23 protein-coding genes are annotated in these 25,960 nt (G+C 41.5%); all 23 read left to right on the top strand.

Annotated features, from left to right (window positions below):
- The first annotated feature begins 49 nt into the window (after positions 1-49).
- The 23 genes from FN960_RS02935 (at position 50) to FN960_RS02825 (ending at position 25,938) form a co-directional block, all read left to right on the top strand.
- The gene (locus FN960_RS02935) at positions 50-1,744 is read left to right on the top strand and encodes a hypothetical protein (protein WP_143846869.1); all 1,695 of its coding nucleotides are present in this window, start codon (positions 50-52) and stop codon (positions 1,742-1,744) included.
- Positions 1,741-2,382, top strand: coding sequence for a class D sortase, LPxTATN-specific (gene srtD / locus FN960_RS02930; RefSeq protein WP_143846868.1), 642 nt, complete (start codon positions 1,741-1,743; stop codon positions 2,380-2,382). Before FN960_RS02935 ends, srtD begins: the two co-directional genes overlap by 4 nt.
- A gap of 118 nt (positions 2,383-2,500) precedes the next feature.
- Positions 2,501-2,929, top strand: a complete 429-nt coding sequence (locus FN960_RS02925) for an RrF2 family transcriptional regulator (protein ID WP_143846867.1) — start codon at positions 2,501-2,503, stop codon at positions 2,927-2,929.
- 525 nt (positions 2,930-3,454) lie between these two features.
- Entirely contained in the window at positions 3,455-4,435 is a 981-nt protein-coding gene (locus FN960_RS02920) for a sugar-binding transcriptional regulator (protein WP_143846866.1), read from the top strand.
- Complete coding sequence (locus FN960_RS02915; protein WP_143846865.1) at positions 4,404-5,438, top strand: galactitol-1-phosphate 5-dehydrogenase; 1,035 nt, start codon at positions 4,404-4,406, stop codon at positions 5,436-5,438. The genes FN960_RS02920 and FN960_RS02915 overlap by 32 nt, the downstream gene beginning before the upstream one ends.
- A 4-nt stretch (positions 5,439-5,442) precedes the next feature.
- Entirely contained in the window at positions 5,443-6,987 is a 1,545-nt protein-coding gene (locus FN960_RS02910; protein ID WP_143846864.1) for an FGGY-family carbohydrate kinase, read from the top strand.
- Positions 6,971-8,455 (top strand): sugar ABC transporter ATP-binding protein, encoded by a 1,485-nt coding sequence (locus FN960_RS02905; RefSeq protein ID WP_185970878.1) that lies wholly within the window; start codon positions 6,971-6,973, stop codon positions 8,453-8,455. The genes FN960_RS02910 and FN960_RS02905 overlap by 17 nt, the downstream gene beginning before the upstream one ends.
- Positions 8,456-8,481: 26 nt before the next feature.
- Positions 8,482-9,462 (top strand): ABC transporter permease, encoded by a 981-nt coding sequence (locus FN960_RS02900; protein ID WP_143846862.1) that lies wholly within the window; start codon positions 8,482-8,484, stop codon positions 9,460-9,462.
- Between the two features lie 13 nt (positions 9,463-9,475).
- Complete coding sequence (locus FN960_RS02895; RefSeq protein ID WP_185970877.1) at positions 9,476-10,477, top strand: substrate-binding domain-containing protein; 1,002 nt, start codon at positions 9,476-9,478, stop codon at positions 10,475-10,477.
- A 15-nt stretch (positions 10,478-10,492) separates the two neighbouring features.
- On the top strand, positions 10,493-11,164 hold the full coding sequence (gene deoC / locus FN960_RS02890) for a deoxyribose-phosphate aldolase (RefSeq protein WP_143846860.1): 672 nt from the start codon (positions 10,493-10,495) through the stop codon (positions 11,162-11,164).
- Between the two features lie 384 nt (positions 11,165-11,548).
- A complete protein-coding gene (locus FN960_RS02885; protein ID WP_260681899.1) occupies positions 11,549-12,847 on the top strand; it encodes an extracellular solute-binding protein in 1,299 nt (432 codons plus the stop codon).
- Positions 12,848-12,935: 88 nt separating this feature from the next.
- Positions 12,936-14,714: a sensor histidine kinase gene (locus FN960_RS02880; RefSeq protein ID WP_185970876.1), complete on the top strand. Its 1,779-nt coding sequence runs from the start codon at positions 12,936-12,938 to the stop codon at positions 14,712-14,714.
- A gap of 5 nt (positions 14,715-14,719) precedes the next feature.
- Positions 14,720-16,258 carry a response regulator transcription factor gene (locus tag FN960_RS02875; RefSeq protein WP_260681906.1) on the top strand — a complete coding sequence of 513 codons (1,539 nt, stop codon included), beginning with the start codon at positions 14,720-14,722 and terminating at the stop codon, positions 16,256-16,258.
- A 90-nt stretch (positions 16,259-16,348) separates the two neighbouring features.
- On the top strand, positions 16,349-17,242 hold the full coding sequence (locus tag FN960_RS02870; RefSeq protein ID WP_143846856.1) for a carbohydrate ABC transporter permease: 894 nt from the start codon (positions 16,349-16,351) through the stop codon (positions 17,240-17,242).
- 13 nt (positions 17,243-17,255) lie between these two features.
- Positions 17,256-18,140 (top strand): carbohydrate ABC transporter permease, encoded by an 885-nt coding sequence (locus FN960_RS02865; protein WP_143846855.1) that lies wholly within the window; start codon positions 17,256-17,258, stop codon positions 18,138-18,140.
- Between the two features lie 847 nt (positions 18,141-18,987).
- Entirely contained in the window at positions 18,988-19,284 is a 297-nt protein-coding gene (locus FN960_RS02860; protein WP_143846854.1) for a hypothetical protein, read from the top strand.
- 18 nt (positions 19,285-19,302) lie between these two features.
- On the top strand, positions 19,303-19,623 hold the full coding sequence (locus tag FN960_RS02855) for a WXG100 family type VII secretion target (RefSeq protein ID WP_143846853.1): 321 nt from the start codon (positions 19,303-19,305) through the stop codon (positions 19,621-19,623).
- An 11-nt stretch (positions 19,624-19,634) separates the two neighbouring features.
- Positions 19,635-20,147, top strand: coding sequence for a hypothetical protein (locus FN960_RS02850; RefSeq protein ID WP_143846852.1), 513 nt, complete (start codon positions 19,635-19,637; stop codon positions 20,145-20,147).
- Between the two features lie 13 nt (positions 20,148-20,160).
- Complete coding sequence (locus FN960_RS02845; RefSeq protein ID WP_143846851.1) at positions 20,161-21,669, top strand: hypothetical protein; 1,509 nt, start codon at positions 20,161-20,163, stop codon at positions 21,667-21,669.
- 18 nt (positions 21,670-21,687) lie between these two features.
- Positions 21,688-22,191 carry a hypothetical protein gene (locus FN960_RS02840; RefSeq protein WP_143846850.1) on the top strand — a complete coding sequence of 168 codons (504 nt, stop codon included), beginning with the start codon at positions 21,688-21,690 and terminating at the stop codon, positions 22,189-22,191.
- Positions 22,192-22,572: 381 nt separating this feature from the next.
- The gene (locus FN960_RS02835) at positions 22,573-23,835 is read left to right on the top strand and encodes a histidine--tRNA ligase (RefSeq protein WP_143846849.1); all 1,263 of its coding nucleotides are present in this window, start codon (positions 22,573-22,575) and stop codon (positions 23,833-23,835) included.
- Between the two features lie 140 nt (positions 23,836-23,975).
- The gene (locus FN960_RS02830; protein ID WP_143846848.1) at positions 23,976-24,482 is read left to right on the top strand and encodes a zinc ribbon domain-containing protein; all 507 of its coding nucleotides are present in this window, start codon (positions 23,976-23,978) and stop codon (positions 24,480-24,482) included.
- A gap of 10 nt (positions 24,483-24,492) precedes the next feature.
- Positions 24,493-25,938, top strand: a complete 1,446-nt coding sequence (locus FN960_RS02825) for a zinc ribbon domain-containing protein (RefSeq protein WP_143846847.1) — start codon at positions 24,493-24,495, stop codon at positions 25,936-25,938.
- Positions 25,939-25,960: the final 22 nt, after the last annotated feature.

The raw sequence follows: 25,960 nt of genomic DNA, 5'->3' as shown, positions 1-25,960 counted from the left end.
TCTCCCCTCCTTCCTTTTAAAATAATAATCATAAGAAGGGAGTAAGAGAATGGGATTCACTCAATTGGTGCGTTCAGAGTCAAAAATAGAACAAGAATTAAATCATTTTTACGATGCCTTACAGAAGGAACCATCCTTCCAACCCCTACAAATGTCCACTCATGTGGTGTTATTTCTTTCAATGGGCTGCCGTCATAAGCGAGCGGATGTTTTTCAAGTCAATCACTCAAGTATGAAGAAGGCTTGGAAAACGGTTAAGAAAGAAGCCCTTCAAAAAATTAGCCAATACAAAAGAGCATATGAGTGGTTTAAAATAGATGTTGTAGAAAATGAGGAAATTCTCAGCATCGACCAATTTATCCATATGATTTCTGAAACAAAGAAGAATTACTTTCGCAAAGGAATTTCTTTCGATAAGCACTATCAATGTGCGTTTTTAGAGCAAGAGTTAAATGGCAATGCCGTGATTCAGCTCGATGAGAAGTCGAAACGTGGTTTTATTCAAGAAAGGAACTTGCAGCATTACATTAAGCAACATAGACCCACTATTACCTCCACATCTTTTTTACATGAGGCTCGACACATTCGCCTCTTTACCACACGCTCGTTCTTTTTTGAAAAGGGTAGACTCTATTCACTTAAGTCTACAGACCTTGATAATGGAAGGAGAGATGTTCAACTTGATGACAAACATGTAAAAGACCTCATTGTCAGCAGCTCCACTTTTTTAGCTAACCAAGTTCAACAAGATGGAAGGTTTACCTATGGATACTTCTCATGCTTCGATAAAGAGATCCAATTTTATAATATCCTTCGTCACGCGAGCACCTTGTACTCTATGTCAGAAGCTTATGAGCTCTTTCCAAATGAGCAGCTAAAACAATCGATTAAACGAGGCATAGCCTTTTTAAAGAATGAAGGTAGTCGGGTGTATGAAGTGAATGGAACCGAGCTCGCTTATATGATCGATGGCCAATCGACAGCTAATGAAGAGATTAAGCTTGGGGCCAATGCCGCGGCGATTCTGGCTCTAACTAAATATCAAGAGGTCTTTGACGATTCAAGCTACCTTCCATTTGCACAAAAGCTGGCTGATGGTATTTTGCATATGCAACATGACACAGGGCGTTTTGATCACGTGCTATATGCATCTTCCTTAGAAGTGAAGGAAGCCTTCCGTATCATTTATTACGATGGCGAGGCCGCTTTTGCTTTAATGCGTCTGTACGCGTTAGATAAACAACAGAAATGGATTGAAACGGTTGAACGAGCATTTTCATATTTTATTGCAAAAAAACATTGGAGACACCACGATCACTGGCTTAGCTATTGTACCAATGAGCTGACAAAGTATCGTCCAAAACACGACTACTTCCTATTTGGACTTAAAAACGTAAGTGACAAGCTTCCGTTTATTTACCAGCGCCAAACCACGTACCCTACGTTTCTAGAGCTGACCCTGGCCGGTTGGAACATGACAGAAAGAATGAAGAACACGGGTTATGGTAATTTACTACGTGACGATATTCAAAGCAGGTTAGAACAGACTGTTCACAAACGAGCAGAGTATCAAAGGAATGGCTACTTTTATCCTGAGATGGCGATGTATTTTAAAAATCCAGAGCGTATCCTTAATAGCTTTTTCATTCGTCATCATTCGTTCCGCTCGCGTATAGATGACACTGAGCACTACTTGTCGGGATATTGCGCTTACTATACGTTTTTAGTGGGTAAACATTCATGAAGCGGGTAGGGAATATCTTGATTGTTGTGGGCATCTGTTTGTTAGTGTGGTTTGGCTACACTCAGTTTAAGCAGGGGGCGATGCAGCAGAACGCTTTAGATGAAGCGTGGCTATTAGTTGAAGGGGACCAGCAACTAGTAGGAGAGACGGAGCCGATGGAGGCGCAAAATGAAGAGCCCGTGACTCTTTCCGCACCGGACACGCAGACTGATCACTCCTATGAAGCCTACGAATCCTTTGACATCCCTGAACAACAAGCCTTTGCCATATTAGATATTGAGGCCTTAGATCGCAGCCTTCCCATTGTTGATGGAACACAACCTGAGGACTTAGATAAAGGTGTGGGGCATGTCAGACAGACATCCTTGCCAGGAGGGGGAGAGCAAATTGTTCTCTCGGGTCATCGCGACACCGTTTTCCGTGATTTTGGCTCATTGGAGCTTGGTGATACCTTTTTAGTCCACATGCCCTACGGCTCCTTTCATTATGAAATCAAAGAAACTGAAATTGTAGATGCTGAAGATCGAACCGTCATTAGAGACATGGGTGAGGAAGTATTAGTTGTGACGACCTGCTATCCATTTCATTATATCAATCAAGCCCCTGAGCGGTTTGTCATCTATGCGTACCCAGTTTAATTCACGAAACGAGATGCCATTAGCTTTTTTTCACATTTATCTATCGCACCACGAATAGCTTCACCCTTTAATTGTATTGCTTAACCTATTTGCATCACATAACAATGGGGGGATAAGAGTGAAAATCACGAATTACACAGAGTATGCATTGAGAACACTTATGTATATTAATGCCCAATCCAAAGAAAGCCTGGTCACTGTCGAAGAAGTTGCGAACTTCTATGGCCTCCCGATGAATCATTTAAAAAAAATCTTCTGGAAACTGAACGAATTAGGTTACATTAATTCCGTCCGAGGGAGAAATGGTGGCTATCATCTCGACGTCAACCCACAAAAAGTCCAACTCGGAGACCTCATTCGAAAGCTCGAGAATCTAGAATTAACATCACTCGTGAAAAATAAAGTAAACGCTCAATTTAACCATCCTTGTTTTTTAACGATGTACGTAGATGAAGCCTTATCCGCCTTTATAGAAAAAATGAATCAATACACGCTTGAGGATCTGGTCGAAAGCAACCTAAGCATCCCACAAAAAACTTGCTTATGAGCACACGCTTTTTAAATAGAACATAGATAGAAAAAAAAGAGGCTGAGGCCTCTTTTTTGTTTGTTTTAGGGGGTGGGGAAATAAGGAAACGGCTGGCTAGCCGTTTTTCATTATGATTAAAAGCTGTAGCAGAAGCAGGGGGGACGAATGCACGATAATAAGCGGTCAATGCGCGATAAATTCGGGAATGAGCGGAACGAAAGGGGATGTGCGCGGAAAGCGAGATGACATGCGCGATAAGGATGAGGTGCTGCGCGTAAACAGCATCGATATGCTCGAATACGTAATAAGGAAACGGCTAGCTAGCCGTTTTCATTATAAAAAAGACTCGTAACCCCCTCCGTACATACTTCTGGGGAATCTAGGAATAAGTTGGATCGCCAACCAATTATCTTTTTCTGAACATTTGTTCAAGTTGATGAAAGCGCCTTCTCTTTTGTTCAAAGCGAGATTATAATAAAGCCACTTGAACAAAAGATCATTCAAGTGAACAAATGTAAAGGTTTGAGGGGGAGGAGGCTAAGGGTGTACGAGAGAGAGGATCTCATTCGAGCCGCGAAGATGTATTATGAGCTGGGTATGACTCAGCAGCAGATTTCATCAAGAATGAAGTATTCAAGGCCAACGATTAGTCGGATGCTAGAGAGTGCGATGGATCAAGGCATTGTCAAAGTAGAGATACAATATGCCCTTAACTCCATTGGAGAGCTTGAGGAGAGAATTAAACAAACGTTTGATTTAAAAAAAGTATTTGTCGCACCGGTTTACGTAGAGAAGGAGTCTCTCATTCGTAAAGATGTTGGCATGGCCTTGGCTGAATATCTTCTGAATCTTGTAAAGGATGAGGATTTGATTGGCGTTTCGTGGGGCACGACGCTTAGTGCTGTAGCAGAAACATTGTCTCAAGCGGATGTGAAAGGTGTAAAGGTTGTTCAGCTGAATGGGGGAATTTCCAAGAACACGTTTGCTACGGGTTCTATGGCTCTTCTTGAGCAGTTTGGTAAGGCATTTAAAGCAGATTTTCATCTTCTACCGGTTCCAACCATTATGGATTCTGCTGAAATTGTAAGCGCAATAATGACGGACTCGAGTACACAGGAGATTGTCCATTTAGGTGAAAAATCAACCATTGCTTTGTTTGGGATTGGTCGGGTCTCACATGAATCGGTTCTATATAAGGGTGGATATTTTAGCCCGGAGAATTATCAGGAGCTGATGGATAAAGGGGCGGTTGGCGATATTTGTTCCCGTTTCTATGATGTCAACGGTCAACTTGTGGACGATGACTTAAATTCGAGAACGATAGGCTTACAGCTTGAAGAGCTCAAGCAGAAGCAGCATTCAATAGCAATGGCAGTGGGCAAAGAAAAGGTTGAGGCCGTGCTTGGTGCGCTGCGGGGTGGATATTTAAATACGTTATTTATAGATGAAGAGTTAGCCGAGGGGTTATTACAAATAGAGGAGAGTGCAAGACGTGAAAGCAGTAAAGTTGTACGAGCCAGGTAACTTACAAGTAGAGACAGCAGAGGTGCCAAAGATTAGCGATAATGAAGTGCTCATTCGCGTAAAAGCAGTAGGCATTTGTGGCTCGGATATTCCAAGAGCATTAGAAAAAGGGGCTTATTATCAGGGTTTAACCTTGGGGCATGAATTTGCAGGGGAAATCGTAGAGTGCGGTGCAAAGGTAGCTGGATGGGAGACAGGAAACCGAGTAACAGTGGCGCCACTGCTTCCGTGCTACGAATGTGAGTACTGTCAAAAGGAAGTCTATGCGCTGTGTGAGACTTATAGCTATTACGGTTCACGAACAGACGGGGCCATGGCTCATTATATTAAAGTTGATCCTAAAAACTTGTTACTTTTACCTGATGAAGTATCTTATGAGGCTGGAGCGATGGTAGATCCTGCGGCAAACGCGGTGCATGGAATCTGGCGTGGGAAGCTAAAGTCAGGCGACGTAGCGGTTGTGTTTGGACTAGGTGCGATTGGACTGTTTTCGGTTCAGTTCGCAAAAGAGATGGGTGCGAGCAAGGTAGTTGCTATTGACATCTTTGATGAAAAGCTAGAGATTGCCAAGCAGATTGGTGCAGATATTGTCATTAACTCAATGAACGAGGATCCAATTCAGGTTTTAGCTGACTATAATGTCGATTTTGTTATTGATACGTCAGGTTCACCGATTGCTCAAAGTACTGCAGTCGCCTTAGCAGGTAAGCTGTCTCGTGTGGTGTTTCTTGGTATCTCTAATAGAGAACTAACCTTATCTAAAGAAGCAGTCGATCGCTTATTGCGACATGAGATGGAGATCAATGGCTCGTGGAACTCCTTTTCTAGTCCGTTTCCAGGCAAAGAATGGACATATGCGATAGAAAAAATGGCGGAGGGAAGCATTCAGACAGAGCTACTTATCTCACATCGTTTTCCTTTAGAAGAAACACCGGCTGTATTTGAAAAGATTAAAAACAAAGAAATCGTCTTTAACAAGATCCTAATATTGCCGGAGGATTGATACCATGAGTACCACAAACCTGACATTAGGCATTGATATAGGAACACAGTCACTAAAGATCGGTCTCTATACAGTCAAAGGAGATTTGGTCGCGGCTGAGCAGGAAGGCTTTTTCACCTATTATGAATCCGGTGGTCGTACAGAGCAGGATCCTCATGATTGGTGGAATGCGCTACAGCTTTGTCTGAATCGAGCGGGTGAAAAAGTAGACCTTACCGCGGTAAAAGCTGTGGCCATGTGTGCTACGTCCTCTACTGTTGTTCTGACAGATAAAAACGTTCAACCTTTGACCAGAGCGCTCTGCTGGATGGATCAGCGATCTGTGAAAGAGGAAGAATCCATTAATCATAATCAGGATGAATGGGTGAAGGAAGTCCTGAAGTACTCTGGTGGTAAAGTGTCCGTTGAATGGATGGTCACGAAAGCACTTTGGATTAAAAACAATTATGACCTGGATGGAAAATATATTTTAGAACAGCTTGATTGGATGAATTATCAGCTGACAGACACGTTAGCTGCCTCCCAGTGTAATGCGAGCTGTAAGTGGAATTATGTTGGCATTTTGGACGGATTTTCAACGACATTTTTCGAACGAATTGGTTTGGAAGGGATTCAGGAGGTTTGGCCAAAGCAGGTACGAAGAGTGGGGGATCAGGTTGGAAAGATCTCGACCTCAGCTGCGTCAGCTCTTGGACTCGTTGAAGGGACTCCCGTTTATCAAGGTGGTATTGATGCGCATATCGGCATGATTGGTTCACAGGCTTTGGAGCCGGGCAATCTTTGTATGATAACCGGGACAAGCTTTGTGCATTTAGTTCATCACGATGAACCAGTGTTTCAGGATGGTTTATGGGGTCCTTATGATTCACCTATTATTGATGGTCACTGGTTGCTTGAAGGTGGACAGCTATCCTGTGGCTCGACAGTCTCTTGGTTTTTAAAGGAATTTTATTCTGATCGAAAAGACTATGATGAGCTTTTTCAGGAGCTAGAACAAGCGGCAGAACAAATGGAGATTGGTAGTCACGGGCTGATCGCGATGGATAGCTGGCAAGGAAACCGTACTCCTTACCGAGATCCCTATGCGAGCGGGGCTTTTATTGGATTGACCTCGGCGCATACGAAACAACATATCTATCGGGCCATCTTAGAATCCATTGCATTTGGAACAAAAAATGTAATGGAGACCTTTAAAGAAGCAGGTGTTCCCATTCATCGATTGATTGCTGGAGGAGGTTTAATTAAAAACCGATTGCTCATGCAGATGATTTCAGATATGACACAGCTACCAATCTATACGACAGATTCAAATGAGACTGGCGCAAAAGGCTCGGCTATTATCGCTGCCTATGGTATGGGGGCTTATGCAAGCTTGACGGAGGCTTCAAAGCAAATGGTCCAGGTTAAGCTTTCTTTTCAACCAAACCCAGACCACTATGACGACTATTTGCGAGTCTTTAAGCTCTATTTGTCCATTAATGAATCTTTGCGTCCGTTTATGAAAACATTGCGTCTGGGGAAGGAGGATGTACATGAGTGTCTTGCTTGAAATGAAAAAAATAAGTAAGTCATTTCCTGGAGTCAGAGCTTTACATGAAGTCGATTTTTCTGTACAGCAAGGTGAGATTCATTGCTTAATTGGTGCGAATGGGGCAGGGAAATCTACATTAATGAAGGCGCTGGCTGGGGTGTTAAAGGAAGACAGTGGCGAAATTTTATTTAATGGGGAGTCAATCTCAGTGTCGAAGCCTTCCGACAGTTTAGATCTTGGCATTACGACCATCTATCAGGAATTATCATTGGTGGAGGAGTTAACCGTTGGGGAGAACGTGTACATTGGACGTTATTTTAAGAAAAAAAGTGGTCTGATTGACTGGAAGCTTATTCATGAGAAAACAAGAGACTGTCTAGCTTTTATGGAGATGGATATTCATCCAAAAACAAGAGTTGGAGACCTCAGCATGGGCAAAAAGCAGCTCGTAGAAATTGCTAAAGCAATCGCTGCGGATTCCAAGCTGATTATTATGGACGAGCCATCAACCGCCTTGTCTGAGGGAGAGGTCGAAAAGCTGTTCCACGTGATGAAAGAGCTGAAAAAGCAAGGAATGACGATCATTTATATCTCTCATAAGCTAGATGAGCTTTACGCCATTGGTGATCGAGTGACTGTGCTGAGAAATGGTGAGTACGTTCTAACAGAAGCACTAGAAGACATAACAAAGCAGGATTTAATTAAAGCGATTACAGGCAGACAGCTAGGTGAAAGCAGAGTAGCTACTTCTGTTGAGGAGAAAGAAGAGTATGTCAGGGTAGAGAATTTCTGCAACCACAAGCTCAAGAATATCTCATTTGAAGTAAAAAAGGGTGAGATTCTTGGACTGTATGGCTTGGTTGGAGCAGGGCGAACCGAGGTGCTTCGTGCGATCTATGGGGCTGATTCAATTGATGCGGGTAGTCTTACGATTGATGGCAAAAAAAGAGTCATTCGCTCGCCGAAGGATGCCGTAAAGCTTGGTATGGGGCTTTTACCTGAGAACCGAAAAACAGAAGGTGCCGTGCTTGATTTGTCCATTACTGAAAATGCCGTGTTGCCATCTCTTGGAAAGTTCTCGTCCTACTCTTTCCTAAACGGGCGAAAAGTAAAATCAAAAGTCAAAGAAGCTATTAAAAAGCTAAATGTGAAAACAGCGAGTCAGCATACCTTGATGCGACAGCTTAGTGGAGGCAATCAACAGAAGGTCATCATCTCGAAATGGCTTTTACATGAATCAGAGCTGATGCTATTTGATGAACCAACTCAAGGAATTGACATCGGAGCCAAAGCTGAGATTTATGACATTATGAAAGAGCTGGCATCAAAGGGCACAAGTGTATTAGTGACTTCTGCAGAGGTAGATGAGCTTTTACTAGTGTGTGACCGGGTGTTGGTCATGTTTGAGGGTAGAATTATTAAAGAATTTAATCAGCCCTCGGGATATAAATCGGACATTCTTCATGCTGCTGTTTCTGGAGAATGAAAGCGCTTAATGATGGAGGGGAAATCATGTCGAACACAGTATCAGAACCGATCAAAGATAAAAAAGTTACTAAGCTTCCAATCGGTGCATTTATAAAACAATATAATCTCTTTCTAATATTTATCGTCTTCTTAATTATTGGTAGTACATTATCGGATAAATTTTTATCCGTACAGAATATCTTAAACATCTTGCAACAATCATCCTTTGTAGGACTCGCTGCACTCGGAATGACCTTTGTAATCCTCACACGAGGCATTGATTTATCGGTGGGTTCCGTCCTAGCTTTATCAGGGATGATCGCCGCTTACCTGATGACTTCAGGTGTACATCCGGCAGCTGCTATTCCAATTACTTTATTGGCGGGAACGGCTTTAGGATTTATCAATGGTTTTATTAGTACAAAATATAAGGTCCCAGCCTTCATTGCAACATTAGCGATGATGGTTACGGCTAGAGGGCTTGCCCTGTTAACAACGGATGGTCAGCCACTCTATAATCTGCCTGAATCCTTTCAAGCGTTAGGCGGTACCGTGTTTGGTCGTATTCCAATACCAGCTGTCATTTGGGTGGTCCTCACGATTATGTCTGTCATCGTTCTAAAGTATACGACTTTTGGACGACGACTGTACGCAATTGGGGGCAACCCAGAATCAGCAAAGCTTTCAGGTATTTCGGTTGATAAGCATATCACCATTACCTTTATGATTTCAGGTTTTATGGCTGCCGCAGCTGGTATTCTGCTATCTGCATGGTTAACAGTCGGTCAGCCAACCGCAGGACAAGCACTTGAACTTGATGCGATTGCCGCAGTTGTTATCGGTGGCACAAGTCTCTTTGGAGGAAAAGGCGGGGTGGGAGGAACCTTTATAGGCGTTCTGATCATGAGTATGATTGTTAATATTTTCAATCTACTTGGACTTTCATCCTATTACCAATCGGTTTTTATGGGCGTCATTATTGTTCTGGCTCTCATATTAAATCAATATATAGCAAACAGAAAATAAGGGGGAAATGAGAATGAAGACATTTTGGAAGGGTTTTATCGCTGCTGGGAGTTTGTTAGTTGTGTTGGGTGCATGCTCAAGCGGAAACGATGAAGCAGGTGGCTCAGAAACAGCAGAAGGTCAAGAAGAGCAACAGGAAATTACAATCGGTTTTTCCCAGGTCACATTAGAGTCTCCTTTCTACATTGAACTTGTAAACGGAGCAGAGGAAGCAGCAGCAGAGCAAGGGGTCACACTGGATATTGTTGATGCACAAAACGATATCGAAAAGCAAAATTCAGATGTAAACTCTTTAATTACAAAAGGAATCGATGTCCTACTTTTAAATCCAGCCAATCCTTCATCAGTGGCACCGTCCCTGAAGGCAGCTGAAAATGCTGGAGTTCCAGTTATTACAATTGACCGTGAAACAAATGATGAAGTGACAGCCTATGTTGGCCGTGATAATAAAGAGATGGGTATGTATGCCGGGGAGAAAGCTGTTGACCTTCTTGGTGGAAAAGGAAATGCAAAGGGTAAGATCATTGAAATCCAAGGTGACGCAGGCGGAATTGTGATGCAAGCACGTCATGACGGCTTCCACCACATCGTTTCAGAAGAAGAGGGCATCGAGGTCATCGAAGGACCATATAGCGAGTACATTCGTTCAAAGGCAGTATCCGCTATGCAAGACTTACTACAAGCACATCCTGACGTTGATCTTGTTTACGCACACAATGATGATATGGCGCTTGGAGCTATTCAAGTACTAAGTCAATCCAACATGCTGGATGATGTCAAAGTCGTGGGTGTGGATGGACTAATGGAAGCATTAAAGAAGATTGATGCTGGTGAGATGGATGGAACAGTGATTAATGATCCATACGAGTTAGGTACACTAGCTGTTGAAGCAGCAATCAAAGCTGCAAATGGTGAAGAAATCGATAAATTTATTGTAGGTGGAACTGGCTTAATTGATCAAAGCAATGTAGGAAACTACCTAGATGAAGAGTCAAGCTTTGCCCGAATTCAATAAAAGGAGAGTTTACCTATGAACCAATTAATCGACCATACGGTACTAAAGGCAGATACAACTCGTCAAATGGTTCAACAAGTCTGTGAAGAAGCCATACGTTACTCATTTGCATCTGTATGTATCAATCCTTATTTTGTCCCTTTAGCCAAAGAGTTACTAAAGGATTCATCAGTAAAAGTATGCACCGTCATTGGCTTCCCTTTGGGAGCAAACCAAACCAACGTCAAACTGTATGAAGCTGAACAAGCCCTTAGCGATGGGGCAGATGAGTTAGATTATGTCATCAATGTGAGTGCAGTAAAAGACGGAGAATGGGAGCAAATCAAAGATGAAATGGTCCAGTTCGCTTCTTTAAAAGTAAAGAACGCAGAGCTATGCATCAAAATCATTCTGGAAACCTGCTACCTCACTAATAAAGATATTCAAATTGCTAGCGAACTAGCCAAAGCCGCCGGACTCGACTTTGTCAAAACCTCCACCGGCTTTGGCACAGCCGGCGCCACTGTGGAGCACGTCCAACTCATGCGCAAAGCCGTTGGACCAACCATCGGCGTCAAAGCATCAGGCGGCATTCGCTCCTTGGAAGACGCCACAGCCATGGTCGAAGCCGGCGCCACCCGCCTCGGCTGCTCCAGCGGCGTCGCCATCGCAGAAGGCAGCAAACAGCTTTCCAAAGACGCCTATTGATTTAAATAAGGAGAGCTCTGACATCACTAAGAACGTGTGATGTCAGAGCTTTTTTGATTTGGTTTGTGGGTGGTGGGGGAAGGAGGGGTGCAGCTTAAAAATTATTGGAATGCGCGAAAAACAGTGTGCGGTGCTCAAAAACAAAACAGCTGTGCTCAAAAAATCCAAAAACGCGCGAAATTATGCAAGGAATGCGCGGAGAGAGGCGATGCTCGAATGGCGAGCAACCAACTGAGCCTGAGAACGTACCCAGAACCAATAGCAGCCCACCACAACCAACATCCAATAAATTATCAGATATTATATTAAGTTTTTAGTCTTTTTTATGAAGATGAGTGTGTCATAATGATTTTTGAAAGCGATTTCATTAGAGGGGGGATTTGCTTGGTTGGTAAAGGGTTAAGTAAATACGTTTATTCTGGAGCTGCGATAGCGACGTTAGCTGCGCTTACTGCATGCGGCGGAAATACGGAGGATGCGGGCGGCGCGAATAGTGATGGGGTTGTGGAGTTGAGCTTTTGGGCTTCGGCGAACCCGGATCGTGATGATTTTAAGCTGACGATGGAGCGTGTGGAACAGTTTAATGAAGAACATGATGAGATTCAGATAAATGTAGAAACAACGGCTCATGCGGATTATCGAACGCGCTTAAATACACAAGCGGCGGGCGGTCAACTTCCAGATATTTTTCAAGTGTGGCCGGGTGCTGAGCTTCAGCCACTTGTAGATGGTGAGGCTGTAGGATCACTTAATAATATAGTGGATCATTGGACCGAAGATGATCTTTTGAATGATGATGCGTTGGCCGATTTTACGTTTGATGGAGAAGTGTATGCAATTCCGACGGCGCAAAATCCTACTAGCTTTGTATTTTACAATGTAGATATGCTGAATGAGATGGGCTATGAAGAATTTCCTGATACGTATGATGATTTTAAAAAGCTTATTGAAGACGTTCGTGAGCAGGACATGACTCCAATTGCACTTGGGAATTCAGCTTCGTGGCCGCTACAATCTGTTTATATTTCGACAATTGCGGATCGTTTTACTGGAAATGATTTTATCCCTGAGGTGCTTGAGGGCAACCGATCGTTTACAGATGACGATTTTGTTGAGGCACTTGGTGTCATTGAAGAGATGGTTGAGATTGGTGCGTTTAATGAGGATTTAAATACGTTAGATGATAATCAGATGCTTGAGTATTTCTTACAAGAGCGTTCGGCGATGGTGATCGATGGTAACTGGGGTGCAATTAGCATGCTGACAAATAAGCCGGATGATATGAATATAGGCATTGCTCCTTTTCCACTTGGAGATACGCCAACCATTTCAACGGTTTATGGAAACTCGTGGGCTGTGAACTCTGATTTAGAGGGTGAAGAGAGGGAAGCGGCAGAAACCTTCTTCAAATGGATGTTCAGCGAGGATTTCTACCAGGAATTAATAGGTGTTGGTCGAATTGTAGCTGCAGATGTGGAGGCTCCTGAGGGTGCTGACCTTGATCCATTATTTGTGGATATGCTTGAATTGACTCAAGCATCACCACCTGCACCAGTGTATGATGCGGTCTTGCCGCAAGCTGTTAATAATGTATTGCAGAATGAGCTTCAGGCGATTACGATTGGGCGTTCCACTCCTGAAGAGGCTGCACAAAATATTCAAAATGCTGTAAATGCACAATAATGCTATAGTAGACGAAATAGAGCAGGGCATTCTTTTATAGATGCGCTGCTTTTTCAACTACTTGAACATAAAAGGACTGGCGCTTACGATGGGGTATTTTAGAGATTGGAGCTTACGGTGGAAGTCGTTCCTTATTCTGTTATCACTTATTTTTATTCCTGCCTCGACAGTGAGTTTCCTTGTATATTATCAGTCAAACACAATTCTTGAGAAGCAGGTAATGGAAAGGATCGAGCAGCATTTGTGGCATATTGAGCTTAATTTGCTTGAGGTCATGAGTGAGATGGAGGAGCTATCAAGCTATATTATTTACAGTGAGGAATTTAGGCAATACATGACCCTGCCCTTTGATGAAGAGGGTAGTGATCCTGAGGAAATGCAGCAGCTTCAGGATCATATTCGTGGTTTTTTTACGTTTCATTTGAATAACAAAAGCTATGTCAATTCCGCAACTATTGAGGGTGAGAACGGCGTGCATCTTCGTCTTGGAGAACGAATGAGTGGAGATGAACATGAGTGGGAGGCGCAGTCGGAACAAGCACACGGAAGACTTGTTTGGACCGATCCTTATCTTATGACACGCGGTGATTGGATCACTGAGGATTTTCAAGTGATTTCTTTGTTTCGTGTGATCAACAATTTATTTGATATCACTGAGCCAATTGGTCATGTCCGGATCCGGTTAAATGAACGAGAGCTATATGCGTATATGACCAATGGGTACAATAATCCCAATGATGAAATGGTGCTACTTCAAAAGAATGGACGCGTCCTCTCCCACCAAAATAGTAATCTTGTAGGTAGCTTGTATCCAAATCAAAATCTAATTGAAAAGGTGCAAACAGGCGCGTCTCATTTTCAATATGAAGAGGATGGTGAAACGTATTACGCTGTGGCAAGAGAAGTAGAAGGAAGGGATCTTCACCTTGTATCAACTGTCAATGAAGATTATATTCTAAACGAATCAAGCGGTATTCGTCATACGATGCAAATCATTATGATAGCAGCCGGAGTCATTGGTTTGATTGCATTTACTGGCTTTATGATAACAATTATTAGACCCATTACCGAGCTGACCCGTGAAACAAAAAGGCTTGAGGAGGGTGATTTTTCAGCACAGGTCCATGTAAGGTCTCAAGATGAAATTGGACAGCTGGGCACGCGTTTTAATAAAGCCGTTACTCACATCCAGTATTTAATTGATACAAAATATAAGCTTGAAATTCAAAATAAGGAGTCTGAATTAAAAGCTCTTCAAAGCCATATTAATCCTCATTTTCTCTACAATACATTAGACATGATTCGTTGGACGGCTAGGCTTGAAAAAGCAAGTGAAACAGGGAAAAGCATTGAAGATTTATCAAAGTTATTCCGCATTAGTTTAAGCCAGGGCAAGCTCTGGATTCCACTTAAAGATGAAATGTCATATGTGCAAAGCTATCTGGAATTACAGAAACGACGACTAGGTGGACTGCTCAGTTTTTCGGTACACATGGAAAAGGATATTGAAGAATGTCACGTGTTAAAGCTCCTCCTTCAACCGTTAGTAGAGAATTGCCTTAAGCATGGATTTCTTGAACTAGATCCTGCTCATAACATTAAAATACGTGCATTCAGAGAGCACAACTCCGTCTATATCGATGTAATAGATAATGGCGTAGGTTTGCCAATAGATGTGGAGACATTTAATCATAATTTAAATCAACCTAGTAAAAACGAGGATGCCTATGCACTGCGTAACATTCATGAACGATTAGAGAACACATGTGGAAGTGGATATGGATTAACGGCTTTACAGTCGGAATCAGGTGCACATATCCGCGTTACGATTCCGTACCAGAAGCATAAAGGGGGAGACCATTCTTGATAAAGATGTTAATTGTGGATGACGAACCGGTCATTTGTCAGGGGCTAGCGCAAACGATACTGTGGGAAAGTATCGGCGTGGAAGTTGTTGGCGTAGCTTTTAATGGAAAACAAGCATTACAGAAAATTGAAGAGCATCAGGTCGACCTAGTGCTAACGGATGTGTCGATGCCTGTTATGGACGGTCTTGAATTAGCCGCATGTGTGGCACAGCAATTATCTGAAACAAAGCTCATTATCATCAGTGGTTTTGATGAATTTGATTATGCGCGAACCGCTCTTCGTTTAGGTGTTGAGGATTATTTGTTAAAACCTGTCGATGTGGATGAATTAATGACACTTGTTCAAAGCGTGAGCAAACGCATTGCCGCCAAGAAAAAGGAGATCATTCAAGATGAACATAAAACAATGGAAAATCTCTTATTTGACGCTGTTTTTCGTACGCCAAGTTCAAAGGACATTTTTTTAGAGTTGACTGACAGATATGCTGCACATCGGATGATTGTTTGTGAGTTACCAGGTTATTCTCAGGAGACTAATTTATGGACTAAGCAGGTTGAAGCTGTCTTTGAACAAATTTCTCCGACGTATGGCATCCATTACGTTTCATTAGGTGGACATGAAAACGAGTGGGTTCTTTTCTTATATGGTGATAGCATGCAAGAGCTTTCCGATCATCAGCTTGCAATAATCTGGGAGGAAGTGAGTGGGCGGCTAGATTTTCCGTTACAGGCCGTTGTCTCAGAGACCAGTGAGACGGCAGCGAACTGTCATAAACAATACCAGCAATCCCTAGAACTACTTGACCAACTGCGTGGACATGGTGAGGGACTTTATTTTTTTGGAGCTGAAGTATCGTCCTCTGAAGCCCCTTACCCGAAGGCAGCAGAAGATTGCCTTTTGGAAGCGATTATTAAGCAAGACGAAATAAAGATTAGAGCATGCATAAACGAGATGATAGCTACATTTGCAGACAGTGGTTATTCATTGAGTCAGACCGTACATGTCTGTCGTGAACTAGAGCTTGTACTTAAACGCAAGCTACAGGAGCGACTGCCAAATAAACCCTTTGACCATCTAAATCTGCATCTGCATAAAGAGGTTGACCTACGAATCATGAATACATTTGAAGTCATTGAAGAAATAGTTGTGAGGGATATGATTGGGTTTTTAGGAGAAGTTGAATTAACCGAACAGCAGCACTGGGTAATTGAAAATATTCGCCGGTATATTCACAAGCATTATCAACAGGATTTGCGCGCATCCGAGGTAGCGGAAAAACACTTTATTACACCGAATTATTTCAGCATGTTATTTAAGCAGGAAACTGGCAAAAGCTTCTCAGAGTATCTCAACGGATTACGTATTAACCAAGCCTCCGAGCTTTTGCTGTCAACCTCTAATAAGGTGTTTGAGATTGCGGAGTATGTTGGCTACAAGGAATACAAATACTTTGTGCAGGTATTCAAAAAGCACGTCGGACTAACCCCCACGCACTATCGACGATTAAATGCTTCACACGATACGAGAAAAAAACAGATATAATCGTAGCTTTTAGGATTCTTGAATAAATGAAGTCACTTTACACTGTAAACAGTAACCGCTTTCATATATTGGAGAAAGGATGTGAATGATATGCATCTATTAAAAAGTCGCTGGAAAATCGCCTTAGGTGTGCTCCCGGCCTTACTTGTCTATAGCATTTTCAGTATCATTCCGATCTTTATTTCGTTTTATTATTCATTTATGTCCTGGAATGGATTTTCCCCGATGCAATATGTGGGGCTAGCTAATTTCCAAGCGATTCTTAACGACTCTGTTTTTTGGTTATCCGTTCGCAATAACTTAATTGTGGTGGCCGCGTCCGTATTTGGTCAGATTCCGATTGCGCTTGTACTTGCTCTTCTTCTGAACCAAAAGGTTAAAGGTGGTAAATTTTTTCGAACGATTGCTTTTTTGCCAGTTGTCATCTCCACCGTGGTTATCTCTTTAACATGGCGAATGATTTATAACGTGGAGCAAGGCATGCTTAATCAATTGCTTCACAATCTTGGGCTAAGTTCACTAGCACAAAACTGGCTAGGCAACGCAGACTACGCTATGTATGCGATCGCGGCCGTAATCATATGGCAATTCGTTGGTCTTTATTTCATTATTTTCTTATCCGCGCTTCAGACTGTGCCAAAGGATATCTTAGAGGCAGCAGAGCTAGATGGGGCCTCCGAGTGGCAAAAAACACGGTACGTAACCCTGCCATCCATTTGGGGTGTCATTATGGTTGCGGTCATTCTTTGTATCAGCGGTAGCTTAAAAACATTCGATCTCATCTTTGTGATGACGGGCGGTGGACCCGCTAACTCAACAGAAGTGATGGCAACCTATATGTACACAGAAACATTCCAAGGGCTACGTTACGGTTATGGAAGTGCGATCTCTGTATTAATCTTTATCTTTAGCATCGTCATGATTGTGCTCGCCAATCTTCTATTAAAAAGGCGGGGCACGAAAAAGCTCAAAGATGTGACATAAAGGAGGGAAACGTATGCAAGTAGAAAATGAGGTCAGAACACCTGTAAAGCCGATAAATGAAAAAGCAGCACGAATTAAAAAAATAACTAGACGCACATTCATCTATATTATTTTGTGCGCCTTTGCTATCGTAAATGCCTATCCAATCCTCTGGATGATTATGAATTCATTTAAGTCCGGACAGGATTTTGCGCTTAATCCATTTGGGCTGCCCACTGAATGGATCTGGACGAACTATATAGACGCCTGGTTCACAGCGAACATCAACACCTACTTTTTTAACAGTGTATTTGTTGGAATTGTTGCCGTGCTATTGACCGTTCTATTCGGTGCACTCGCATCGTATTTCCTAGCCCGATTCCAATTCAAAGGGCAAAAAGTATTGTACGGATTTTTTATACTAGGATTGCTTGTACCCATCCATGCGACACTTGTCCCGATGTTTATCCTGATGCAAAACATTGGCTTATTAGATACACGTCTAGCGTTGATCTTTCCATACATCGCATTCAATTTATCGATCACAATCTTTTTATTAACCAGCTTCATGAAGTCCTTTCCTAAAGAAATTGAAGAATCCGCCATCATGGACGGAGCCGGCGTCTTCCGCATCTTCTGGGCCATCATTCTACCAATGACTCGCCCCGTCCTTGCGACAGCCATCATCATCAATTTCATCAACAATTGGAATGAGTTCAGCTTTGCGCTTGTCCTCATCAATTCAGATGCCTTACGCACCTTACCACTAGGACTCGCCAACTTTGCCGGTCAGCACTCAACCAACTACACCGCGCAAATGGCCGCCCTAACCATTGTACTCATACCAACCATCATCTTCTATTTGATTATGGAGAAGCAAATCATTCAAGGGATGACGCAGGGTGCGGTGAAGGGATAGATTAAAGATAGGAAAGAGCTGAGCCCTTGAGGGGAGGCTCTTTTTTGTATGGGGAGAAGGGGGGGCTCAAAAAAATCAAAATGCGAAAAATAGAGATAAATTGCTCAACCCAAGCAGGTTTAGACGCTCGAGATAAACCCAGTTAACTAATCACAACGAATAAAATGAAAGTCTAGTTTTTTACTTTTACCTTTGAAGCATGGAAAATCCCTTTATATGTACGGAAAAGTAAATGAGATGACAGCTTTGACAGAGGCCACCAGTCATGTCATCACCTTTGAAAACTATATCCAAAAACAACATAAGCAAAAATATGATATACATAAAGAATTAGATATGGTCACTGTGGATTTGTTAGGTCGCAGACCACATTTTTGAATAATGAGCTAGCCGATCTGTTTGATGTACCTCGTTTGACGGTTGGAAGAGACATCCACACGATTGAAGCGCAGATATTTTCCAACGAATGTTAGTTAATGAAAAACCGGCTGAAGGGGCCTTTTTTTTGTTTTGAAGGTGGCTGGTGATAGGGATTATTATTCGTTATGGGGTGGAGACTTTGCACAGGGTAGAATGCACGCCTCAGGTGAATTGCTCTTAGCTATTATTAACATTAAATATATTTAATAAATAAAGCGTTAATATAATTGTAAAGAGGGTATAAGCAAAAGGGTAAATTCGAATCATGAGAATATTGGTTCTTTTGTATGGTTTATATGTAATCAGTTTGCTTGTCTATTGTTATTTAAGTCTTTTCTCATATTTCGGTAAAAATATGCAAGTATTACAATGGTAAAGTGTGGTACGTGTGTCAGTGTAACGGAAGTAATAGAAGGAAGGTGACGAGATGACGTTAACCTCAGGACCAGCTAAAATTGAAGTGAGTGACGAGCAGCTTGAACAATTACAAAGTGTGTATCAAGCGCTGCAGGAGGATATAAATAGTATGCTTACGGACTTTTTTACTCCGTTTGAATTGATGGTTGGAGAAGAAATATTTGTAGGCGAATCGGCAGAAGCCTTTGCTTCCTACTGCACTTTGGTTAGAAGTTATTTAGAAGCAAGAGCTGATGTTTCACTAACAGAGCTTCAGCATGCGGGTCAAACCTTTTCAAATAAAATAAATGAAGTGGAGTCTATCTAATAGAAAGGAGCACTCATTGTGACACTGAGAATTCAAGTAGATCCAGATGCGGTAAAGAGCTTAGTTGATAAGGCGAGGCAGGTTCCTTCTGGACGAGTGAACACCGCGTTAGACAAATTAGCTAGTTTAAAGGAAGCAACATCCACTTGGAAAGGTAATGCTCCCGGTGATCATGATGCGGCGATTCAAGAGCTAGAGAAGGTCATTACAAATTCAAAAGTATTGATGGAAGCCATCCTTGTAGCAATGGATCAAGCTGTTGATAATTTTGAACAAATAGATGAAGAGATTAGCTCAAAGTTTGAAATCATGGCAAGTCAGTATACGTCGGAGAATTAGGAGGATGACAAGTGGATAGCAGTTTGCAAATCGCTTCACTGAACCAAAGAATTTCCTCTAAACAATCCTCGGTCAATAGTCTTTCCTATCAAAATCAATCGCTCCATATTCAGTATCAAGATGGTATAACAGAGCTGGGACGGTTAGAACGAGAATTAGAGGAGTTGCTTCACACACAGCAAGGTTTAGTCGGGCAATTAGATAATATAGAAGCTTTAACCTTAGGTGAAGGCTCCCCTATGGCCCGAATTAAATTCTATTCCCCTGGTGTTCTGGAAGGTCGTGCGTTACAAAGAATTCAAGAAAGAGTTGTCATAAGACAAGAACAACAATTGCAGGGTCGCAATACGATTCAAGCAGCAATTGAACAGGCAGAAGACCAAGCGAGTGAACTTGAAGGAAGAATCGCTGAGCAAAGAGCAGTAAACTATAACCTTGAAACAACCATTTCAAACAACCAAAATCGTATCAACCAGCTCAGAACACAGATTGCATCTGACCGAAGTAGATTACGGATGCTCTAGAGGGGAAGAGGATATGGGTCAACATAAGGCGGATAAGCAAGAATTAAATCAAATCATACAAGAATACGAAGCCACAATTGAAACGTATAAAGATAATATGAATGTAGTTGAACAGCTAGCTTATAACATAAACTTCAACGTCTCAAACAATATAGATATGGCCATCGAAGCTAAGGAGGATATAGAGCTGGTTAAGAGGTACTGGGAAGGTATGGTTGAAGCTGATGAAACAGCTAAAAATGATTACTCTCATGCTCAATCAGGTCTTTTGTTATATAACTCAACCATTACTGAGTTTCTTGAAGCATTGGGGCAAGGTGGAGAGAATATAGGTGCCTTGAACGTCGAACATTTAATGAATGTTATCAATCAGGATAACTTATTAACGGAAACCCTACTTAGCAAAATGGAAAGTGGCATACCTTTAACATATGCTGAACGAGAGATTCTGTATGGATATATTCAGGATGTTGTCTTGACGGATGAAATGAGAAGAGATGCTGCAGCGATTGCAAGCATGATGAACGAAGGTGAGATCGGATTATTAGAAGATCATATTAACTATACAGTGCTTGAAACAGAAGCGTCATTTGACGAAGAAATTGCAAGAATACAAGCTTATCTATTTAGTGGAAATTTAGATTCCTCACAGCACCACGCTGATTATGAAACGCAAAAAAAGTTGCAAATGTACTTGGAAATGCTGCAAAACCATAAAGTAGTGCTTGCAGATCTTAGAAATGATTTAGAAAGAGGCGGTGGGAATGAGATTACCGGGGATCCTCTTTTTGGTAAGGTTGAATTAGATTATCAATTAAGTGATAATGGGAATCACCATACCTTGTCATCGGATGTATTTTTTAGCATTTACCAATATGACAACATGACGAGGGAAGAATATATTAACATGCCTAACGATCGCGTATCGCGAGCTAACTCTTCCGTCATCGAGTATTACTCTGGGGGATTAGCCGGATTACAGCTACAGAACGATCAATATGAAAGCTTACGAGGCCAACAAGTGAATCTTAGTCAAGAAACAGCTACCGCTGAACTATCAAGCTTCTTAGCTTCCAATCTTGCAGGTAGGGCGGCTCCAGTTGTAGACATTGCAGGGGCCTATGCTGATTACATGGCTGAAAGAGGAGAGCTCAATCGTAGAATTGAATTCCAAGAAGCAGAAATGCTAACCACCAATTTAAATATGGAAGTGCTTATTTCACGTCAAGAAGTTCCTGGATGGGAAGGATTAAAAGGGGATGACGTTAATATAACCGTTCAACCCACTTTTTCTACAATGAACATTCTTGATAGATGGAAATACGCTTCTCTTATTATGGAGGATGTACCTTATCCTGATAATCTTATTAGGGATCAGGATTGGATGGGAGTCTCTGAATTTGCACTTAGTGACGTAGCTGAATTAGACCAAAACTATCCTGGATTAACTAACTATATTTTTGATGGCGATATTCCTATAGATCAGGAAACACTTAACGCATTGAACCTAGATACAGAGTAAAGGCACAAAGGAGAAGCTATGCAATCTAAACGAATTCTATTCATGACTGTATTTATCGTATTAATTGGTGGTATAGTAGCCTACTTCTTACTGAATAATTTAAATGAGAAGGAACAGGCAGAGGAGGTAGAAGAATTGGAAGATTATTATGTGAATCGAGGAGATATCTTAGCATTAGAAACAAACACTGATACATTTAACGAAACAGGCGATGTTACTGATATTTCCTATGCAGCTACTCAAAGAACAGAGACACGTATTAATCGATGGAGAGACATCTCAAATGCCTATCCCAAAATTGAATTCCCTGAAGAAGATATCCAGAACGAAAACTGGGATGCTGTGCTCACCTTTTTTCTCGATAGCGTTAAGGACATGACCGAAGTCTCAACAGAAATCGCTGAAAAAGCACCAGAAGGAAATAAACCAAGCATTAATAATATTGAATTTTTCATTTTAAATGGGGACGTTGAAGATTTTGTGAAAGAAGAGTTTGAGGAAAAAGGGATTACGGTGGAATAAATTAAAAAGGTGATCATGGAAGAATTCCGTGGTCATCTTTTTCTGTTAAGGGAACTTAAATGATTACTAGATGGTCTATAGTAACCGAGGGAGAAAGAATGTGCACGATCTGTGACAAACTTTATTCATTTAATTGTTGTTTCATATTGTGAATTCCTATATGATAATCCATAAACATACGCAGAGGTGTATATTATGTTATATCAATCAGCACCAACCCATTCCACACAACTTCATCATCATACTTGATAGTCTTGCTAATTCGATCCCTTTAAAAAATCGAACATAGGAAGACTATTTATAATGAACCGCATTGACTAAGTGAATCTACTTAAGCGCAATGCGGTTTTTTGTATTCAAAACTAATTGGAGGCGACAGACATGAAAAAAATGAGCTATCAAAATGTTAAAGGAACGCAGGATTTTATGCCAGAAGAACAAACAACAAGACGAAAGATTCAGCGCGTATTAGAAGAGACATTCACAGCATACGGCTGCAAACCACTGGAAACACCAATCTTAAACTACACATCTCTCTTAGCTTCAAAATATGCAGGAGGCGCAGAAATTTTGAATGAAATGTACAGATTGACCGACAGAGGAGAACGGGATTTAGCCTTACGTTATGACCTGACAATACCTTTTGCAAAAGTCGTAGCCCTTAACCCAACAATCGGTATGCCATTTAAACGATATGAAATTGGTAAAGTCTTTCGAGACGGCCCGATCAAAAAAGGCAGACTGAGAGAGTTTACCCAATGCGACGTTGATATCGTTGGAGTGAAGTCACAAATCGCTGAAGCTGAGCTAATGATGATGGCGATAGATGCCTTTAAGAAACTTGAATTAGATGTCATTGTCCAATACAACAATCGAAAGCTGTTAGTTGGCATGCTAGAAGTATTTCAAGTGCCAGAGAATTTAATGAATAAGGTCATTCTAGTCATTGACAAGCTAGAAAAGATAGGAGTAGATGCCATCCGTGTAGAGCTTACGGAGTTGGATATTCCCTCCACATCATTAGAGCAAATCATCACCTTTTTACAATCTGACAGTAAAGATTTCTTAGAAAAATATGCTGAGCAGAATGACAGCATCAAACAAGGAATAACTGAGATAGATGAATTGCAAACCTATCTTGAATATCTAGACATGACAGATCAGTGTATCTTCAATCCTCTTCTTGCCCGAGGCTTAGAAATTTACACAGGCACAATATATGAGATGTTTGTAAGGGGCGGTTCTATAAAATCCAGCATTGGTAGCGGGGGACGATATGACAATGCTATTGCTGGATTAGTAGGAACTGTAGAAAATGTGGCCACCGTTGGAATTTCGTTTGGTCTGGATGTGATAGCAGTGGCGATGCAGAATCGTGATGAAGTTTTATCTGAATTAGATTATTACATTATTCCGATGCAGACACAGAAAGAATCATTGAAGCTGGCAAGGAGTCTAAGACAGGAAGGTTATCATGTTGAGTGCGAATTAGGTGGTAAGAAATTGAGCAAAGCGATGGAGAAAGCAACTAAGTTAAATGCGAGATATGTAGTGGTAGTAGGACAGCAGGAAGTTGATTGGAATGGGTATAAAGTAAAAGATATGAGAACGGGCAAGGAAAAAAGCGTAGGGTTTGAATTTTAAATAAGTGATAAGACCCGTAACTTAATGGGTCTTTTTTTAATGTTAGCACTTTATTTTTACATTATATTCTAACATTATAGTTACTTTATCATAGTATTTTAGTATAATAGGATGGAATTTACAACGTTGGAGGAGATTGAATGACATCAGGATGGAAAGAAAAAGTGGGGGAAGGCCTTTCGAAGGTTCAAGGAGGCATTGATCAAGGTAAGCAAAAACTTCAGACCACCCAGGAGGCAACAAGGTTAAAACGTGACCTTCAACATAGATACTCTGATAAGTCCGAAATATTATTACAATTAGGGCAAGAAGCGTATCGAAAGCTCCGTGAAGGAACTTTAGTTGATCCAGAACTCGAAGGATTGAGTGCAAAGCTTATAGAGAAAGATGTTTCTATTTTTATGAATCAGAAAGAACTCACCAACCTTATGAATGATGATTCGCAGGCTGTTGTGCAGTGTAGTCATTGTCAGAAGGAGAATGCTGCAGATGCTTTATTTTGTGGAGGGTGTGGTACAGCCATTGCAGCTCCTGTTACTGAAGAAGAAGCTATGGTGTCGTGCCATGTATGTTCGATTGATCGACCACAAACGGCAAACTTCTGCCCATGCTGTGGTACCTCTACTCTTAAGAAAGAAGTAGGGTAGGTAGATAACGATGTATTGTAAACAATGTGGTACAAAAGCTCATAGCCATGCGGTATATTGTGCAAACGACGGGGTTGAATTGAGAAACATAAAAGAAGACGGAGCTTCTCTTACGCAGAGCGGGGCTAATTTTTGTTCATTTTGTAGCCAAGGTTTAGGGAATGATGCGAATTATTGCACAAGCTGTGGAAGAACGACTGAAGGGCGAGAAACCCAAAAGAAAAGTGAGCAAGTTAACGTGACGGCAGAGCCAGTAAACGTTAGACAACAAGCAACAATTCCATTCATTAAACTAATCCTTTATCCAATAGCGGGGATGTTTATTGTAATGGTTGTAGCGTCTATGATGGCTGGCCGCGTCAATTCTTTCATAAGCTATGAGATCTTTGAAGGCTTTGGACTAGAGCGGAGTATTGAGCTAATTACGTTATCAGATATCGTTATGCTGTTTCATTCAATCGGGGCAACCCTTAACATCACATCAGTGGAAGAGTTAGAACGAATATCACTAGTTTCTCAAGGCGGCTTTCTTCTTTTACTACTAATACCAGCCACTATTCTTTCTATTTTAGGCATGATAGTAGGTAAAGAAAAACTTCCATCTCTTAAACAGAAAGCGATTAGCATTTTCATTCCAGCCTTCATTTATGCATTGGCGGCAGGGGTTATCAGTATATTCGCTTCAAAGCAACTTACTTTCATGGACGACTGGTACGATGAAATTACAGTGGCTTCCGAGTACGGCTTCTTGAATGCTAGCTTTCATGCGTTTGTTATCAGTGCCGTATGTATAACGATTGGTGTGGCTATTACAGAGTCATTAAGAGGTTCTACCTTCTTACATACCTTCAAAAGAGCAGCCATTTATTCACTGATCTGCTTGGTAGCTGTAACAGTAGTTGCGGGAGTGAGCAATGATCAACTGAAAGAAGATCTAAAAGATAGCGGAATTTCCCATCACCTTGTGACCACTCAGCTCGGGGCATATTATTGGAATATTAGTCAGCTTTCTACGGTTAAAATGGATGCAGATATGGATTATAGGCCTTATACAATAAGTCATTCTGCTTTTGGGGGTACGACTGTTTCGCCTTTTGATTTTGAGGTGAAAAAAGAAGTGGATGAGGTAATGGATGCCTCCAAATTTTTATTTATCCTACCTATTCTCATTCATACTTTCGCTGGGTACAGTTGGATCGCCAAACAGGCAGCTTCGCCTCGAATGAGGATTCTTGTTTTCTATGCATTATCTGCAGGTTTTCTTCATGCAATGATCATTTGGTTAACAACCTTTTCATTTGATGTTTGGTATACAAGTATAACTGTAGGATCAAATTGGTTAATTGGTTTCCTACTAAGCTCAGTTATAGCTGGTGTTTCTGCATGGGGCGGATCATTAATTAGAAAAAACACCCACCGACTTTCTAGTGCAGATTCATATAGCAAAGCAGCCTAACCAACTTAGAATAGACACGGAG

Source organism: Alkalicoccobacillus porphyridii, assembly GCF_007293315.1.
GTDB lineage: Bacteria > Bacillota > Bacilli > Bacillales > Bacillaceae_D > Alkalicoccobacillus > Alkalicoccobacillus porphyridii.
Note: the sequence above shows the minus strand (reverse complement) of the source record. Positions and strands in the feature narration are given on the sequence as shown.